Origin of the sequence: Streptomyces gamaensis, assembly GCF_042656465.1 — a bacterium.
In the GTDB taxonomy this organism is placed as follows: Bacteria; Actinomycetota; Actinomycetes; order Streptomycetales; family Streptomycetaceae; genus Streptomyces; species Streptomyces gamaensis.
In genome coordinates, this window is record NZ_JBHSPB010000016.1 from 12,800 (window position 1) to 29,447 (window position 16,648).

Here is a 16,648-nt window from a genome sequence, read left to right on the forward strand (position 1 = left end):
TGCGGCCGGGAGGGGCCGGCGCCGCGCGGGCCCGCGCCGGACGGTCAGGCGGCGGACGTCTCCTGCTCGCGCTCCACCTGCGCGTTCCACTCGCGCTTCGAGGCCTGCCAGCCGTCCTCGTCGTGGCCGCGGCGCCAGTAGCCGGAGATCGACAGGCGCTCGCGCGGCACCCCGCGCTCCAGCCGCAGATGGCGGCGCAGTTCCTTGACGAAGCCGGCCTCGCCGTGCACGAAGGCGTGCACGTCACCGGGCGGGAAGTCCAGCGACCGCACGGCCTTCACCAGGGCCTCGCCGACCGGCGCCCCCGACCGGTGCAGCCAGGTCACGCGCACGCCCTCGGGCAGGGCGATCTCCTGCTCCTCGCGGGCGTCCGCGACCTCCACGAAGGCGTGCACGCTCGCGCCCGCCGGGATCGCCTCCAGGGCGGCGGCGATCGCGGGCAGGGCGCTCTCGTCACCGGCCAGCAGATGCCAGTCGGCGGCCGGGTCGGGGGAGTAGGCGCCGCCGGGGCCCAGGAAGAGCACCTCCTCGCCGGCCTGCGCGCCCGCCGCCCAGGGGCCCGCCAGGCCCTCGTCGCCGTGCACCACGAAATCCAGGACCAGCTCGCGCGCCGCCCGGTCGAAGGAACGCACCGTGTACGTGCGCGTCCGCGGCCACTGGGCGCGCGGCAGCTCGCGGCGGACGGTCTCCATGTCGAAGGGCTCCGGGTAGGCGGCGCCCTCGACCGGGAAGAGGAGCTTGACGTAGTGGTCGGTGTGCTCGCCCGCGCCGAACCCGGCCAGGCCCTCGCCGCCCAGCACGACGCGCATCATATGCGGGGTCAGCCGCTCGGTGCGCACCACATGGGCGCGGTGGAGCTGCGGTTTCCTGCGGACGGGACGCTCTGCCATGGTGGTTCCCCTTCGCGCGCGACAGGTGCCGCACCGACAAGTACTGCCACAAGTACTGCGATCAAGTACGGCGGTCAACGAATAAGTTAGGCCGACCTAACCTAGCAGTTCACCGGGCGAGGACCGAGAGCACCCGCCGCAGGGAACCGCCCAGACCCCAGCGGGCCGTGAGCTCCTCCAGCGCCATCGGATCGCGCGGCTCGCCCGGCAGCGCCGGGTCGAACGGCGGCAGCGGCACATCGGAGGCGACCCGCACCACCTTCGGCGCCACCGCCAGATAGCCGGCGGCCTCCAGCAGCCGCCTGCGCTGCGCCGGGGTGAGCTTCGAGGCCGGATCCGCCGCCGCGGCCGTGATCCCGGCCAGATCGCCGAAGGAGGCCAGCAGCTTCGCCGCCGTCTTCTCCCCGATGCCCGGCACCCCCGGCAGCCCGTCGCTCGGATCCCCGCGCAGCAGCGCCAGATCCGCGTAACCGGCGCCGTCCACCCCGTACTTCTCGCGCAGCACCGCCTCGTCGACGGTCTGCAGCGTGCCCACGCCCTTGACCGGATACAGCACCCGCACCCCGCGCCGGTCGTCCACCAGCTGGTACAGATCGCGGTCGCCCGTGACGATGTCGACCGGGCCGGCCGCGCGGGCCGTGAGGGTGCCGATCACGTCGTCCGCCTCATAGCCGGCGGCGCCGACACGGGCGATGCCGATCGCGTCGAGCACCTCCTCGATCACCGGGACCTGGGGGGAGAGGGTGTCGGGGACCTCCTCGGTGTCCGGGCCCGCCTCGGACTCCGCCACGACGCGGTGCGCCTTGTAGGAGGGGATGAGATCCACCCGCCACCGCGGGCGCCAGTCGAAGTCCATGCACGCGACCAGCTCGTCCGGCTCGTGGTCCGCGACCAGGCGGGCGATGAAGTCGAGCAGACCGCGCACCGCGTTGACCGGGGTGCCGTCCGGGGCGCGCACGGTGTCGGGCACCCCGAAATAGGCGCGGAAGTACAGGGAAGCGGTGTCGAGGAGCATCAGGCGTCGCGTCACGCGTCGATGATGCCGCAGACCACCGACACCCCCGCGCACTGTGAAGTGGATCACTGTTCCGTTTGCCCGGAATGAACGAGGGCAGGCGCGGTGCCGGAGCGGATCCCGTCGTGCTTTCAACGAAAGACACGCGCTTTCGACGAGAGGCACTGGGCGGCGGGCACGCGGACCGATACCGCACCGCTCCACGTCCCGGCTGCTTCGGGGGAGCCGGGACGTGCTGTTCGTGCTACCCGAGAGGTGTATGTGTCCAGGCTGAAGGCCGAGCATCTGTACAAGGTGTTCGGCAGACGACCCGAAGCCGCCGTGCGACGGCTCGAAGGCGGCGCAGGCCGCGACGAGCTGCGCGCCGACGGAACCACCGCGGCGGTCATCGACGCCTCCTTCGAGGTGGAGGCGGGCCAGATCTTCGTGGTGATGGGTCTGTCCGGATCCGGCAAGTCCACGCTGCTGCGCATGCTCAACGGACTGCTGGAGCCCACCGCCGGACGCGTCCTGTACGACGGGCAGGACCTGACCGCGCTGTCCCCGCGCGAGCTGCGCGAGGTCCGCTCGAAGAAGATCAGCATGGTCTTCCAGCACTTCGCGCTGTTCCCGCACCGCAGCGTGCTGGAGAACGCCGCCTACGGCCTGGAGGTGCAGGGCGTCGCCCGCGCCGAGCGCGCGGAGCGCGCCGCCGAGGCCCTGGAGCTGGCGGGCCTGGGCGGCTGGGAGACCTCCTGGCCCGACGAGCTCTCCGGCGGCATGCAGCAGCGCGTCGGCCTCGCCCGCGCGCTGGCCACCGACGCCGACCTGCTGCTGATGGACGAGTCCTTCAGCGCCCTCGACCCGCTGATCCGCCGCGACATGCAGGACCAGCTGCTGGACCTCCAGACGCGGCTGAAGAAGACCATCGTCTTCATCACCCACGACCTCAACGAGGCCATGCGCCTGGGCGACCGCATCGCCGTCATGCGCGACGGCCGGATCGTGCAGAACGGCACGGCCGAGGACATCCTGGTCCGCCCCGCCAACGACTACGTCGCCTCCTTCATCCAGGACGTGGACCGCTCCCGGGTGCTCACCGCCGGCTCGATCATGGACGCGCCCGGCGCCGCGGCCCTCGGGGACGCCCCCGCGACCGTCAGCGCGCACACGCCCGTCGCCGAGCTGTTCACGCCCTTCGCGCGCAGCGGGGCCCCGGTGGCCGTCACCGACGACACCGGCGAACTCGCCGGCGTCGTCACCCGCGACAAGCTGCTCTCCGCGCTCGGCGCCCCCGCCGACGCTCCCGAAGGAGCCGCTGTCGAAGCCCCCGCCCGCAAGCAGGAGGTGAGCGCCGATGCCTAGGATCCACCTCGGCGAATGGGCGGAGACCATCGTCACCTGGCTGCAGTCGCACCTCAGCTGGCTCTTCGACGCCGTCAGCACCGTCGTCACCGGCGCCTACGACGGCGTGCGCACCGTACTGGACGCGCCCTCGCCGCTGCTGATGGCCGGCATCCTCGCCGTCATCGCGTTCTGGCTGCGCGGCCTGCTCGCCGGTGTCCTCGCCTTCGCGGGGCTCGCGCTCGTCGACTCCTTCGGCCTGTGGCACGAGGCCACCTCCACGCTGTCGCTCGTGCTCGTCGCGAGCCTGATCACGCTGCTGCTCGCGGTGCCGCTGGGCATCTGGGCGGCCCGCAGCCGCGCCGTCAGCGGCGTGCTGCGGCCGGTGCTCGACGTCATGCAGACGATGCCCGCCTTCGTCTACCTGATCCCCGGCGTGATGTTCTTCTCGATCGGCCCGGTCCCCGGTCTGATCGCCACCGTCGTCTTCGCGATGCCGCCCGGTGTGCGCATGACCGAGCTGGGCATCCGGCAGGTCGACGGCGAACTCGTCGAGGCGGCCACCGCCTTCGGCACCACGCCGCGCGACACCCTGCTGCGGGTGCAGCTGCCGCTCGCCCTGCCCACGATCATGGCGGGCGTCAACCAGGTCATCATGCTCGCCCTGTCCATGGTCGTCATCGCGGGCATGGCCGGCGCGGGCGGCCTCGGCGAGGCCGTGTACGCGGCCGTCACCAAGGTCGACATCGGCGGCGGTGTCGAGAGCGGTCTGGCCGTCGTGATCCTCGCGATCTACCTGGACCGGATGACCGGTGCCCTCAACCAGCGTGTCTCGCCGCTGGGCCGGCGCGCGCTCGCCAAGGCCGCCGCGACCGCGCGCGGCCTGAAGGTGCTGCGCTACCGGCCCGGTACGGCCGTCGCCACCGCCGGTGTCGTCGTCCTCGCCCTGATCGCGGGCGGTATGAGCATCGCCCGCGACGGCGGCGACGGGCAGAGCGTGGCCGCCGGTTCCGGCGTCGGCAAGGGCCAGCGCATCAAGCTGGGCTACTTCCCCTGGGACGAGGCCGTCGCCAGCACCTACCTGTGGCAGAACGTCCTGGAGCGCCGCGGCTACAAGCCCGACGTGCAGCAGCTCGACCCCGGACCGCTGTACACCGCGCTCGCCCAGGGGCAGATGGACGTGCAGTTCGACTCCTGGCTGCCCACGACCCACAAGCAGTACCTGGACCGCTACGGCGACCGGCTCTCCGACCTGGGCACCTGGTACGGGCCCACCTCCCTTGAGCTGACCGTGCCCTCCTACGTGAAGGACGTCGACTCCCTGGAGGACCTCAAGGGCAAGAGCGCGATGTTCGGCGGCAAGATCGTCGGCATCGAGTCCAGCGCCGGGATGATGGGCACCCTCAACGACAAGGTGATGGGCGAGTACGGGCTGGACGGCGAGTACAAGGTCGTCTCCTCCTCCACCTCGACGATGCTCGCCGAGCTGGACCGCGCCATCAAGAAGAAGGAGCCGATCGTCACGACGCTGTGGTCCCCGCACTGGGCCTACGGCAAGTACGACCTGAAGAAGCTCAAGGACCCCAAGGGCGCCTGGGGCCAGGGCGAGCAGATCCACGCCATCGGCAAGAAGGACTTCGCCGAGGAGTTCCCGCGCGTCGCCGGCTGGATCAAGGACTTCCACATGTCCGCCGAGGACCTCGCCTCGCTGGAGGTCGCCATCCAGGACGGCGGCAAGGGCAAGGAGAAGCAGTCCGCCGCGCACTGGCTGGACGCGCACCCGGGCCTGATCGACAAGATCGCGCCGGTGAAGTCGTAACCCCCGCACCGGGGTCGGGCCCCGCCCGGAGACCTTCTGACGAGGTCGCCGGGCGGGGCCCTTCGCGTTTTACGGCAGCTCCGCCCGTACCCGCTTCGCCGCCGCGACCAGGTTCTCCAGGGCCGGGCCGGACTCCTCGGGGGCGCGGGTCTTCAGCCCGCAGTCCGGGTTGACCCACAGCCGCTCCGCCGGAACCGCGCGCAGCGCGTGCCGCAGCAGCTGCGCGATCTCCTCCACGGGCGGCACGCGCGGCGAGTGGATGTCGTACACCCCCGGCCCCGCCTCGCGCGGATAGCCGGCCGCGGCCAGCTCGTCGGCGACGGCCATGTGCGAGCGGGCCGCCTCCAGGCTGATGACGTCCGCGTCGAGCGCGTCGATCGCGGAGATGATCTCGCCGAACTCGGCGTAGCACATGTGCGTGTGGATCTGGGTGTCCGCCCGCACCCCGCCCGTCGCCAGCCGGAACGCCTCGGTGGCCCACCGGAGATATCCGGCACGGGCCGGGGCGCGCAGCGGCAGCAGTTCCCGCAGCGCCGGCTCGTCGACCTGGATCACGGCGGTGCCCCCGGCCTCCAGGTCGGCGACCTCGTCGCGCAGCGCGAGCGCCACCTGGCGGGCGGTCTCGGCGAGCGGCTGGTCGTCGCGGACGAAGGACCACGCGAGCATCGTGACCGGTCCGGTGAGCATGCCCTTGACGGGCCGGGCGGTCAGCGACTGGGCGTAGCCGGTCCACTCGGTGGTCATCGGCGCGGGCCGGGAGACGTCGCCGGCGAGGATCGGCGGCCGGACGTAGCGGGTGCCGTAGGACTGCACCCAGCCGTGCCGGGTGGCGAGGTAGCCGTTCAGCTGCTCGGCGAAGTACTGGACCATGTCGTTGCGCTCGGGCTCGCCGTGCACCAGCACGTCCAGTCCGGCCTTCTCCTGGAAGGAGACCACCTCGCGGATCTCGGCGGCGATCCGCTCCCGGTAGCCGTCCTCGCCGAGGGTGCCCGCGCGCAACGCGGCCCGGGCGCGCCGCAGTTCGGGGGTCTGCGGGAAGGAGCCGATGGTGGTCGTCGGCAGCGGCGGCAGGCCGAGCCGCGCCCGCTGGGCCACGGCCCGCTCCGGGTAGGGCTGCGGGCGGCGGGTGTCCGCCCCGGTGACGGCGGCGCAGCGCGCGCGGACGGCCGCGTCGCGGGTGAGGGCCGAGCCCGCCCGGGAGAGCCGGGCGGCGCGGGCCGCCGCGAGCTGCGGGGCGACCGCTTCGCGGCCCTCGCTGAGGGCCGTGGCGAGGGTGACGACCTCGGCGGTCTTCTGCCGGGCGAAGGCCAGCCAGCGGGCGATCTGCGGGTCCAGTTCGCGCTCGGCGGCGACGTCGAGGGGGACGTGCAGCAGCGAGCAGGAGGGCGCGACGTCGAGTTCGCCCGCGAGGGGCAGCAGCTGGGCCAGCGTCGACAGGGCGCCCTCCAGGTCGGCGGCCCACACGTTGCGGCCGTCGACGACGCCCGCGACCAGCCGCTTGCCGGGCAGCCCGCCGAGCCGGGCCAGGGCGCCGAGGTTACCGGCGGCCGGACCGGTGAAGTCCACCGCCAGTCCCTCGACGGCGGACCCGGCGAGCACCGGCAGGGCCTCGCCGAGCTCGTCGAAGTAGGAGGCGACCAGCAGCCTGGGCCGGTCCTCGACGGCGCACAGGTCCCGGTAGGCGCGGGCGACGGCGTTCAGCACGGCGGGCGGCTGGTCCTGGACGAGGGCGGGCTCGTCGAGCTGCACCCACGCAGCGCCCGCGGCCCGCAGGTCCGCGAGCAGCGACGCGTACACCGGCAGCAGCCGGTCCAGCAGCGTCAGCGGCTCGAAGCCGGCGGCCACCCCCGGGGCGGGCTTGGCCAGCAGCAGGAAACTGACCGGGCCGAGCAGGACGGGCCGGGCGGAGTATCCGGCCTCGCGGGCCTCGGTGAACTCGCCGACCTGCTTGCGGGAGTCGGGCGTGAAGACCGTGTCCGGGCCCAACTCGGGAACCAGATAGTGGTAGTTGGTGTCGAACCACTTCGTCATCTCCAGCGGCGGCACGTCCTTGGTGCCGCGCGCCATGGCGAAGTAGACGTCCAGATCGGTGTGCGTGTCCGTCCGTGCCGCCGCCCGGTGCCGGGCCGGGATCGCGCCGACGGCCCAGGTGGCGTCCAGGACGTGGTCGTAGAGCGAGAAGTCCCCGGTGGGGATCTCCGCGATGCCGCGGGCCCGCAGCTCCTCACGGGCGGCGGCACGCAACCGGGCCGCCTCGGCCAGCAGTTGATCCTGGGTGATCCGGCCCTTCCAGTAGCTCTCGACGGCCTTCTTCAGCTCCCGGTCGGGGCCCTGCCGGGGGTAGCCGTGCAGCGTCGGGCGGACACGCGCAGTACGCGTTGCGTTCACGGAACTCTCCTTCGCGAGTTCGTGCGGAACCGCACCCCGCTTTCCAGTGTGCGGGCAGTGGCAGGTCTTCGGACTCGCGGGCGCACCCGGCCGAAGGGCCGGGCACCTACTGGCCGTCGCTTCCCGGACGCCACGGGCGTCCAGTGCGTATGACGGCGGTCGTTCCCGCTCACCGCTGCGGGGCAGTTCCGGACTCGCACCGGATTCCCTCTTACGACGCTCCCGCCTGGCGGACGGGGCGAACCAGCTGCACCGCGCAGTCTAGCCACAGGAGTTGCGCGCGCGGCATACTCTGTGATCATGGCCATGCGCACCGCTGTCCGCCGGGTCGTCTCGCTCGTGCCCTCGCTCACCGAGGCGGTGGCCGCGAGCGCCCCCGGACTGCTGGTGGGCGTCACCGACTGGTGCACGCGTCCGCCGGGCCTCGACGCGGTCCGGATCGGCGGCACCAAGAACCCCGACACCGCCCGGATCGCCGCCCTCGCCCCCGACCTCGTCGTCGCCAACGAGGAGGAGAACCGGCCCGCCGACCTGGCCGCGCTGCGGGCCGCCGGGCTGCGGGTGCTCGTCACCGAAGTCCGCTCCCTGGAGCAGGCGTTCACCGAGCTGGAGCGGGTCCTGGTGGCCGGCTGCGGACTGGAGCGGCCCGGCTGGCTGGCCGAGGCGCGCGAGGCGTGGCGGGACGTACGGGCCGGGGAGCCGTCCGTACGGGCCGTGGTGCCCGTGTGGCGCCGGCCCTGGATGGTGCTCGGCCGGGACACCTTCGCCGGCGACCTGCTGGCCCGGCTGGGCGTGGCCAACGCCTGGGCCGGGCACGCCGAACGCTATCCCCGCATCGGCATCGACGAGCTCAACGCGTGCGGAGCGGGGCTCGTCGTCCTGCCCGACGAGCCCTACCGCTTCACCGCCGACGACGGCCCCGAGGCCTTCCCCGGACTGCCCTGCGCGCTCGTCAGCGGACGTCATCTCACCTGGTACGGGCCGTCGTTGACGCGGGCACCGCGGGTGCTGGGCGCGGCGCTGCGAGCAGCCTGCCGCTGACCAGACCGAGCAGCGTACGGGTCGCGGCCGTCGCCCACGCGGCGACGAGCACGAGGTACAGGGCCACCGCGAGCCAGGTGAACGCGGTGAGACCGGTGTGCCGGGCGAGGCCGGCGGCGCCGGTGACGCACGTACCGATGGGGAAGGTGAACCCCCACCACGTCATCGCGAAGCCCATGCCCTGCCGCAGCGCCCGCACCACCATCGCCGTCGCCAGCGCCAGCCACAGCAGCGCGAAACCGGTCACCGGGGTGCCGTACAGGACGGCGAAGGGGGCCGCGGCCTGCGCGTACGGGCCGGCGAGCGCACCGGGGGCGGCGTCGGCGAGGTTGTTCACGGCCGTCGTGGACTGGCCCAGCGGGCCCAGCACCAGGAACAGCGTCGGCGTCAGCGCGAGCGGCAGCGGACCGTGGTGCACCAGCCGCGCGAAGACCGCCGGCAGCAGGATCAGGGTCGCCAGCAGGCTCATGCCGAACAGGCCGTAGCAGCCCAGCACCATCGCCTGCCGCCACTGCCCGGCCGGCAGGTGCGGTACGAGCGCCGGACCGAGCGCGGCGGACACCATCGGGGCCACGACGGGCAGCAGCCACACCGGGGAGGCGCTGTCCGGGGCGATCCTGTGCCGGGTCACCATCAGGTACGGCACGGCGGTCGCCGCGAGCAGACCGACGACGGTGCCGGCCGTCCACAGCACGGCGTCCACGGCCACGGCCGCCGGTGTGCCGATCACGTCCTTGCCGACGGCGAGTGTCGACCCGCCGACGGCCAGCAGCGCCATCGCCAGACAGCCGTAGAACGGGGCCACGGCCGGGTCACCGAGGTGCGTACGGGCCTGGTCGGGGTGGCGCGCCCAGTGCCCGGCCCGCGCGGCGAGCACGCCGAGCAGCGCGAGCGCGGCGAGCACCCACACGGCCTGGCAGGCCCCGCGCAGCCCCGGCACCGTCACCGGCAGCGCGGCCCCCGCACTCGCGACAATGGCCGTCCCCATCACGGAGGCGTACCAGTTGGGCCCGAAGTGCCGCAGCCCGGGGCGGGGCGGGGCGGTCTCCCGGGTGGGGGTGCGGGGGTGCGCGAGCGTGGTCATGCCTCCACGGTCGCCCGGGCGGGCCGCTCCCACCAGGGGCTTTGTGTCTATGAGGGCATAAGGTGGGGTGATGAGCATGGGTGAAGGGGAGGGCGCGGAGCAGGCCCGCGCGACACCGGGCGGAGCGGATGCCCCCGGCGCCGGCCCGCAGGGGCCGCTCGCCCACCGGGTCCCCGACCTCGCCGCGCTGGAACTGCTGCTGGCCGTCGCGCGGCTGGGGAGCCTGGGGCGGGCCGCCAAGGAGACGGGCATCACCCAGCCCGCCGCGAGCAGCCGGATCCGCAGCATGGAGCGGATGCTCGGGGTCGCGCTCGTGGAGCGGTCGCCGCGCGGCTCGCGGCTCACCGACGCCGGGGTGCTCGTCACCGACTGGGCCCGGCGGATCGTCGAGGCCGCCGCCGCCTTCGACGCCGGCGCGCAGGCGCTGCGCACCCGCCGGGACTCCCGGCTGCGGGTCGCCGCCAGCATGACCATCGCCGAGTACCTGCTGCCCGGCTGGCTCGTCGCCCTGCGCGCGCGGCGCCCGGACACGGCCGTGTCCCTGTTCGCCGGGAACTCGGCGGCCGTCGCCGAGCGGCTGCTCTCCTCCGCCGCCGACCTCGGCTTCGTCGAGGGCCTGGACATACCGCCGGGCCTGGACGGCGCGGTCGTCGGCCACGACCGGCTCGCGGTGGTCACCGCCCCCTCCCACCCGTGGGCCCGCCGCCGCGCCCCCCTCGCCGCCCGGGAGCTCGCCGCCACCCCGCTGATCCTGCGCGAACGCGGCTCGGGCACGCGGCAGGTGCTGGACGCGGCGCTGTCCGCGTACGGCGGGGCCGCGCCGCCGCTGCTGGAACTCGCGTCGACCACGGCGGCGAAGGCCGCCGCGGTGAGCGGGGCGGGGCCGTCCGTGCTCAGCGAGCTGGCGATCGGGGAGGAGGTGGCGGCCCGCCGGCTGGTGGAGATTCCGGTGGCGGGGATCCAGCTGCGTCGTGCGCTGCGGGCGGTGTGGCCGGTGGGGCAGCGGCCTGCGGGGCCGGCGCGGGAGCTGTTGGGGCTGACGCGGGGGGTGTCCTAGGGGGTGGCCCCGGAGGGGCTTGATTTCCCAGCGGCGCCCGCAGCCCGTACCAGGCCCCGCATGACCGCCAGGTCACCCCGCGCCTCCGGATGCCACTGCACCCCCACCGCGAAGGCCGCCCCCGGGAATTCGAGGGCCTCGATCGTGCCGTCGTCGGCGTGGGCCGTGGCCAGGAGGCCGGGGCCGAGGCGGTCGACGGCCTGGTGGTGGTGCGTGGCCACGGCGCAGGCCGGGAGCAGGGAGGCGGTGCGGGTGCCCGCGACGGGCGTGACGCGGTGATCGGTGAAGACACCCGTGCGCGGGTTGTGCGCGTCGTGGCCGACCCGGTCCGGCAGGTGCTGGACCAGGGTGCCGCCGGCGTGGACGTTCATCAGCTGCATGCCCCGGCAGATGCCCAGCACCGGCGTGCCGCGCTCCAACGCGGCGGCCAGCAGGGCCAGTTCCCAGCGGTCCCGCTCCGGGACGGGGGCGCCCGCGCGCTCGTGCGGCTCCTGCCCGTACAGCGCCGGGTCCAGGTCCTCGCCGCCCGCGAGGACGAGCCCGTCCAGCCGGTCGAGCACGGCGGGCGCGGACGTGGGGTCGTCCGGCGGCAGCATCACGGCCAGTCCGCCGGCCCGTTGTACGGAGCCCGGGTAGTCGGCCGGCAGCAGGGCCGCGGGCAGGTCCCAGGCGGCGCCCCAACGGGCCCGGGTGAAGTAGGTGGTGACACCTATCAGGGGCGGTGCCGAGGGTGCGGTGTCACCCGGCTCGTCCGACGGCTCGTGCGACGGCAGGTCGTGCGACGGCAGATCGTGCATGGTCCTCGTGCTGCCTTTCGGGTCGTGCTCGCGTGACTCACTCACGGGCCAGCTCCGCCTCGGCCCGCGCCAGCGCCGCGAACTCCTCCTCCGGTGCCCGCGCCACCAGCCGGTGCCTGCTCCAGCAGCCGAAGTAGCCCGCCGCGACAGCGTAGACGGCGAGCGCGATCAGCGCCGCCGCGACATCGACGAGGAACGTCGCCACCAGCGCCGCGCACGCGAGCACGAACGCCGCCCCGGAGGTGACGACCCCGCCGGGCGTGCGGTACGGGCGCGCGAGAGCGGGTTCGCGGCGGCGCAGCACGATGTGGGAGAGCGACATCAGCGCGTAGGAGATGGTCGCCCCGAACACCGCGACGTCGAGCATGCGCGCCCCGTCCCCGGTGGCCGCGGCGAGCGTGAAGCCGAGCGCGCCGGGCACGACCAGCCCGAGCCAGGGGGCCTTGCGCCGGCTGGTCAGGGACAGGAACCGCGGCAGGTAGCCGGCCCGGGAGAGGGCGAACAACTGCCGCGAGCCCGCGTAGATGAGGGAGAAGAAGGAGGCCACGAGCCCGGCCAGCCCCGCGTAGTTGACGATCCTGCCGAGCACGGTGGGGTGTCCGTCCCGCTGCAGGGCGGCCACCAGCGGATTGCCCGCGTCCTTCATCGCGTCGGCGCCGCCCGCGCCGCTCGCGGCGAGGAAGGTGAGGACGGCGAGCAGCAGCAGGACGCCCATCGCGGTGGCCATGGCGCGCGGCAGCGAACGGGCCGGGTCCCGGGTCTCCTCCGCCGCGAGCGGCACGCCCTCCACGCCGAGGAAGAACCACATGCCGAACGGGAAGGACGCCCAGATGCCCAGCAGGCCGAACGGCAGCCAGGACGCCGCCCCGAACGCGCCCTGGTCCACGGGGATGTCGGTGAGCCGCCCCGCGTCGAAGTCGGTGAGCGCGCCGGCCGCGAAGACCAGCAGCGCGGCCACGGCGATGCCGGTGACGACGAAGGAGAAGCGCAGCGCCTCGCCGACGCCCCACAGGTGGATCCCGATGAAGACGACGAAACAGGCCAGGTGCACCGGCCAGGACGAGGTCAGCCCGAACAGGTGCAGCGACTCGACGTAGTCGCCGATGAACAGGGAGATCGCGGCGGGCGCGAGCACGTACTCGATGAGGATCGCGGTCCCGGTCAGGAAGCCGCCCCAGGGGCCGAGCGCGCGCCGCGCGAAGCCGTAGCCGCCGCCCGCCGTGGGCAGGACGGACGCCAGCTCCGCGAGCGCGAAGACCATGCACGTGTACATCAGCCCCATCAGGGCGGCGGCGACGGCGAGCCCGCCGAAACCGCCGTGCGCGAGGCCGTAGTTCCAGCCGGAGTAGTCACCGGAGACGACATAGGCCACGCCCAGGCCGGTGAGCAGGAGCGGGCCGGCGCTGCCCCGGCGCAGCGTGCGCCGCTCCAGATAGGCGTCGAGGGCGTCGGCACCGGGCGGCGCGGACGCGGGCGGCGTGCTGGGGGAGTCCGTACGGTCGGGCATCGGCGCGGCTCCTCGCAGTAAAGGTTTTGCGCCATACCTTTGCTCCGGTGGACGCCGCAGGGCAACCCCCGTGCGTAAAACGCTCGTTACGTGTGCGCCTCACGCGAGGAAGCCGCGCAGCAGCGCCGCCGTCCCGCAGCAGTGCTCGCGCATCACCTCGCGGGCCGCGTCCGCGTCCCCCTCCAGCACGGCCTCGGTCAGCGCCGCGTGCTGGAGCTGCGAGTGCTCCAGGTTCCGTACGAGCAGCGGGATACAGTCCAGCAGGTCGTTGACCGTGGCCCGCACCGCCGCGTACTGCGCGGCCAGCGACGGGGAACCCGACAGCTCCGCCAGCGTCAGGTGGAAGAGGGTGTCCCGGCGCCGGTAGTCCGCCAACGGCGCCTCGTGGGTGGCCTCCAGGGCCGCCCGCAGCCGCTCCCGCTGCCCCGCGTCGAGCCCGTGCGCGGCACACAGCCCGGCCGCACCCACCTCCAGCACCTCGCGGAAACGCAGCGTGTCCTCGACGTCCACCGAGGCGATGCGGCGCCGCAGTTCGTCCGTACCGGCGGCGGCCGTACGGATCCGGCCGGCCCGCGCGCGGACGAACGTCCCCCCGTAACGGCCGCGCCGGCTCTCCACCAGCCCCTGGTCCTGCAGCACCTTGAGCACCTCGCGCAGCGTCACCCGGCTGATGTGCAGCCGCTCGGCCAACTCCCGCTCGGACGGCAGCCGTTCACCCTCGCCGACCAGGCCCAGGCGGACGATCTGCAGTATCTGCTCCAGCGCCTCCTCGAAGCCGCCGCCCGCGCGCACCGGCCGCAGCACCGGCGCCAGCCGGTCCGCCGCCTGTCCGCCGTCCTGACGCGTCACCGCCCCCCTCCCTCGCTCTCCCACGTCCGTTCCCTCTTCCCGTTCCCTCTTCCCAACCAATGGTCTACCGGCCTACCTTAAGACCTCCGTCGTACCGACAGGAGGCCCGCCCGTGGCTGACCGCACGCCCCCGCTGACCGTCGACGAACTGCGCTCCCTGGTCGACTCGGGGGACATCGACACCGTCGTCCTGGCCTTCACCGACATGCAAGGAAGGCTCCAGGGCAAGCGGTTCGCGGCCCGCTTCTTCCTCGACGACGCCATGCGCCACGGCACCGAGGGCTGCAACTACCTCCTCGCCGTGGACGCCGACATGAACACCGTCGACGGCTACGCGATGTCCTCCTGGGAGCGCGGCTACGGCGACTTCGCCATGCTGCCCGACCTCGCCACTCTGCGCCGCACCCCCTGGCACCCCGGCACCGCCCTGGTCACCGCCGACCTCGCCTGGCACGACGGCTCGCCCGTACGCGCCTCGCCCCGGCAGATCCTGCGCCGCCAGCTCGACCGGCTCGCCGAGCGCGGCTGGAGCGCCTACGCGGGCACCGAGCTGGAGTTCATGGTCTTCAAGGACACCTACGAGTCCGCCTGGAACGCCGGCTACCGCGGGCTGACCCCCGCCAACCAGTACAACGTCGACTACTCCGTCCTCGGCACCGGCCGCGTCGAACCCCTCCTGCGCCGCATCCGCAACGAGATGGGCGCCGCCGGCCTGACCGTGGAGTCCGCCAAGGGCGAGTGCAACCTCGGCCAGCACGAGATCGCCTTCCGCTACGACGAGGCGCTCACCACCTGCGACCAGCACGCCGTCTACAAGACCGGCGCCAAGGAGATCGCGGCCCAGGAGGGCATGGCGCTCACCTTCATGGCCAAGTACGACGAGCGCGAGGGCAACTCCTGTCACATCCACCTGTCGTTGCGCGACGGGTCCGGCGCCCCCGTGCTCGCCGACGACTCCGGCCCGTACGGCATGTCCCCCCTCATGCGGCACTTCCTGGCCGGACAGCTCGCCGCCCTGCGGGACCTCACCCTCCTGTACGCGCCGAACATCAACTCCTACAAGCGCTTCCGCCCCGGCTCCTTCGCCCCCACCGCCGTCGCCTGGGGCCCGGACAACCGCACCTGCGCCCTGCGCGTCGTCGGCCGCGGCCCCTCCCACCGCTTCGAGAACCGGCTGCCCGGCGGCGACGTCAACCCCTACCTCGCGGTCGCCGCCCTCATCGCCGCGGGCCTGCACGGCGTCGACAACGCACTGGAACTGCCCGAGGCGTGCACCGGAAACGCCTACAGCGGCAACGCCGCACACGTCCCCGCCACCCTGCGCGAGGCCGCCGCGCTGTGGGAGGCCAGCCCCATAGCCCGCGCCGCGTTCGGCGACGACGTCGTCGAGCACTACCGGCACATGGCACACGTCGAACAGCAGGCGTACGACTCCGCCGTCACCGACTGGGAGCGCTACCGCTCCTTCGAGCGCATGTAAGGACACCGAAGCCGTTGCTGCACGAACTGACCATCACCAACCCGGCGACCGAGGAGACGGTGACCACCGTCCCCGCCACCACCCCCGAACAGGTCGACGCCGCCGTCGCCCGCGCGGCGCAGGCCCAGCGGCAGTGGGCCGCCCGACCGCCAGCCGAACGCGCCCGGGTGCTGCGGCAGTTCGCCAGGACCGTCGGCGAGAACACCCGGCGGCTGGCCCGCCTGACCGTCACCGAGGCCGGCCACCCCATCGGCAACGCCGAGTGGGAAGCGGGCCACGTCGTCGACCTGCTGGACTACGCCGCCGGGGGAGTGGAACGGCTGACGGGCCGGCAGATCCCGGTGGCGGGCGGCGTGGACCTCACCTTCCACGAGCCGCTCGGCGTGGTCGCCGTCATCGTCCCCTGGAACTTCCCGCTGCCCATCGCCGCCTGGGGCCTGGCCCCCGCGCTCGCCGCCGGCAACGCCGTCCTCCTCAAACCCGCCGAGACCACCCCGCTCGCCACCCTGGAGCTCGCCCGCCACGCCCTGGAGGCCGGCGTCCCCGAAGGACTCCTCCAAGTCCTCCCCGGCGAGGGCCCGGTGACCGGCGAGGCCCTGGTGACCCACCCGGACGTCGCCAAGGTCGTCTTCACCGGCTCCACCGCCGTCGGCCGCCGCATCGCCGCCCTGTGCGCGCGGCAGACCAAACGCCTCACCCTCGAACTCGGCGGCAAGAGCCCCAACATCGTCTTCGCCGACGCCGACCTCGAACAGGCCGCCGCCACCGCCCCCGCCGCCTTCCTCGACAACACCGGACAGGACTGCTGCGCCCGCAGCCGCATCCTGGTCCAGCGCTCCGCCTACGACCGCTTCATGGAACTGCTGGAACCCGCCGTCAAGGCGTTCACCGCCGGCGACCCCACCGACCCCGGTACGCGGATGGGGCCGCTGATCTCCGCCGCCCACCGCGAACGCGTCCGCTCCTACGTGCCCGAGACCGTGCCCGCCGCCATCCGCGGGGACGTCCCCGACGGCAAGGGCTACTGGTACCCGGCGACCGTCCTGGAGGCGCGGCCCGACGACCGCGTCGCCGTCGAGGAGATCTTCGGACCCGTCGCCGTCGCCGTCCCCTTCGAGGACGAGGCCGACGCGATCCGGCTCGCCAACGCCACCGACTACGGCCTCTCCGGCTCGGTATGGACCCGCGACCTCGGCCGCGCCCTGCGCGTCACCCGCGCCGTCGCCGCCGGCAACCTGTCCGTCAACTCCCACAGCAGCGTGCGGTACACGACCCCCTTCGGCGGCTTCAAGCACTCCGGCCTCGGCCGGGAACTGGGCCCCGACTGCCTCGCCGCCTTCACCGAGACCAAGAACGTCTTCATCAGCACGGACGCCTGAGCACCGGACGCTTGGGGAC

13 protein-coding genes and 1 riboswitch are annotated in these 16,648 nt (G+C 73.7%); of the genes, 6 read left to right on the forward strand and 7 right to left on the reverse strand.

Features of this window, described 5'->3' with window-relative positions; translation table 11 throughout:
• Positions 1 to 44 precede the first annotated feature (44 nt).
• The gene (locus ACFP1Z_RS23760) at positions 45 to 890 is read right to left on the reverse strand and encodes a siderophore-interacting protein (RefSeq protein ID WP_390319238.1); all 846 of its coding nucleotides are present in this window, start codon (positions 888 to 890) and stop codon (positions 45 to 47) included.
• Between the two features lie 109 nt (positions 891 to 999).
• Positions 1,000 to 1,905, reverse strand: a complete 906-nt coding sequence (locus tag ACFP1Z_RS23765) for a 5'-3' exonuclease (RefSeq protein ID WP_390319495.1) — start codon at positions 1,903 to 1,905, stop codon at positions 1,000 to 1,002.
• 261 nt (positions 1,906 to 2,166) lie between these two features.
• Here ACFP1Z_RS23765 and ACFP1Z_RS23770 point away from each other — a divergent pair, with 261 nt between their 5' ends.
• Entirely contained in the window at positions 2,167 to 3,249 is a 1,083-nt protein-coding gene (locus tag ACFP1Z_RS23770) for a quaternary amine ABC transporter ATP-binding protein (protein WP_390319240.1), read from the forward strand.
• A complete protein-coding gene (locus ACFP1Z_RS23775; protein ID WP_465269285.1) occupies positions 3,242 to 5,047 on the forward strand; it encodes an ABC transporter permease/substrate binding protein in 1,806 nt (601 codons plus the stop codon). The genes ACFP1Z_RS23770 and ACFP1Z_RS23775 overlap by 8 nt, the downstream gene beginning before the upstream one ends.
• 69 nt (positions 5,048 to 5,116) lie before the next feature.
• Here the strand turns inward: ACFP1Z_RS23775 and metE are convergent, their stop codons facing one another.
• Positions 5,117 to 7,435, reverse strand: coding sequence for a 5-methyltetrahydropteroyltriglutamate--homocysteine S-methyltransferase (metE, locus tag ACFP1Z_RS23780; RefSeq protein WP_390319242.1), 2,319 nt, complete (start codon positions 7,433 to 7,435; stop codon positions 5,117 to 5,119).
• Between the two features lie 42 nt (positions 7,436 to 7,477).
• Positions 7,478 to 7,699: riboswitch (cobalamin riboswitch) on the reverse strand.
• A 36-nt stretch (positions 7,700 to 7,735) separates the two neighbouring features.
• On the opposite strand from metE, the gene ACFP1Z_RS23785 reads away from it, so the two are divergent.
• Positions 7,736 to 8,476: a helical backbone metal receptor gene (locus tag ACFP1Z_RS23785; protein ID WP_390319244.1), complete on the forward strand. Its 741-nt coding sequence runs from the start codon at positions 7,736 to 7,738 to the stop codon at positions 8,474 to 8,476.
• Here the strand turns inward: ACFP1Z_RS23785 and ACFP1Z_RS23790 are convergent.
• Positions 8,403 to 9,560 carry a TDT family transporter gene (locus ACFP1Z_RS23790; RefSeq protein ID WP_390319246.1) on the reverse strand — a complete coding sequence of 386 codons (1,158 nt, stop codon included), beginning with the start codon at positions 9,558 to 9,560 and terminating at the stop codon, positions 8,403 to 8,405. The genes ACFP1Z_RS23785 and ACFP1Z_RS23790 overlap by 74 nt on opposite strands.
• Before the next feature lie 76 nt (positions 9,561 to 9,636).
• Between ACFP1Z_RS23790 and ACFP1Z_RS23795 the strand changes: the two genes are divergently transcribed.
• Positions 9,637 to 10,617 (forward strand): LysR family transcriptional regulator, encoded by a 981-nt coding sequence (locus ACFP1Z_RS23795; protein WP_390319497.1) that lies wholly within the window; start codon positions 9,637 to 9,639, stop codon positions 10,615 to 10,617.
• Here ACFP1Z_RS23795 and ACFP1Z_RS23800 read toward each other — a convergent pair.
• The 3 genes from ACFP1Z_RS23800 to ACFP1Z_RS23810 all read right to left on the reverse strand — a co-directional run bounded on the left by ACFP1Z_RS23800 (position 10,614) and on the right by ACFP1Z_RS23810 (position 13,770).
• On the reverse strand, positions 10,614 to 11,459 hold the full coding sequence (locus tag ACFP1Z_RS23800) for a gamma-glutamyl-gamma-aminobutyrate hydrolase family protein (protein ID WP_390319248.1): 846 nt from the start codon (positions 11,457 to 11,459) through the stop codon (positions 10,614 to 10,616). The two genes, ACFP1Z_RS23795 and ACFP1Z_RS23800, sit on opposite strands and share 4 nt — an antisense overlap.
• On the reverse strand, positions 11,452 to 12,921 hold the full coding sequence (gene eat, locus ACFP1Z_RS23805; protein WP_390319250.1) for an ethanolamine permease: 1,470 nt from the start codon (positions 12,919 to 12,921) through the stop codon (positions 11,452 to 11,454). Before eat ends, ACFP1Z_RS23800 begins: the two co-directional genes overlap by 8 nt.
• A gap of 99 nt (positions 12,922 to 13,020) precedes the next feature.
• A complete protein-coding gene (locus tag ACFP1Z_RS23810; protein WP_390319252.1) occupies positions 13,021 to 13,770 on the reverse strand; it encodes a FadR/GntR family transcriptional regulator in 750 nt (249 codons plus the stop codon).
• Between the two features lie 112 nt (positions 13,771 to 13,882).
• On the opposite strand from ACFP1Z_RS23810, the gene ACFP1Z_RS23815 reads away from it, so the two are divergent.
• Both ACFP1Z_RS23815 and ACFP1Z_RS23820 read left to right on the forward strand, forming a co-directional pair.
• A complete protein-coding gene (locus ACFP1Z_RS23815) occupies positions 13,883 to 15,250 on the forward strand; it encodes a glutamine synthetase family protein (protein ID WP_390319254.1) in 1,368 nt (455 codons plus the stop codon).
• A 14-nt stretch (positions 15,251 to 15,264) separates the two neighbouring features.
• The gene (locus ACFP1Z_RS23820) at positions 15,265 to 16,629 is read left to right on the forward strand and encodes an aldehyde dehydrogenase family protein (RefSeq protein WP_390319256.1); all 1,365 of its coding nucleotides are present in this window, start codon (positions 15,265 to 15,267) and stop codon (positions 16,627 to 16,629) included.
• Positions 16,630 to 16,648 lie beyond the last annotated feature (19 nt).

Bases quoted from the DNA above. Each gene is read 5' to 3' on its own strand.
- ACFP1Z_RS23760 (WP_390319238.1), bottom strand. From the start codon at position 890: ATGGCAGAGCGTCCCGTCCGCAGGAAACCGCAGCTCCACCGCGCCCAT.
- ACFP1Z_RS23765 (WP_390319495.1), bottom strand. From the start codon at position 1,905: ATGCTCCTCGACACCGCTTCCCTGTACTTCCGCGCCTATTTCGGGGTG.
- ACFP1Z_RS23775 (WP_465269285.1), top strand. From the start codon at position 3,242: ATGCCTAGGATCCACCTCGGCGAATGGGCGGAGACCATCGTCACCTGG.
- ACFP1Z_RS23785 (WP_390319244.1), top strand. From the start codon at position 7,736: ATGGCCATGCGCACCGCTGTCCGCCGGGTCGTCTCGCTCGTGCCCTCG.
- ACFP1Z_RS23790 (WP_390319246.1), bottom strand. From the start codon at position 9,560: ATGACCACGCTCGCGCACCCCCGCACCCCCACCCGGGAGACCGCCCCG.
- ACFP1Z_RS23795 (WP_390319497.1), top strand. From the start codon at position 9,637: ATGGGTGAAGGGGAGGGCGCGGAGCAGGCCCGCGCGACACCGGGCGGA.
- eat (WP_390319250.1), bottom strand. From the start codon at position 12,921: ATGCCCGACCGTACGGACTCCCCCAGCACGCCGCCCGCGTCCGCGCCG.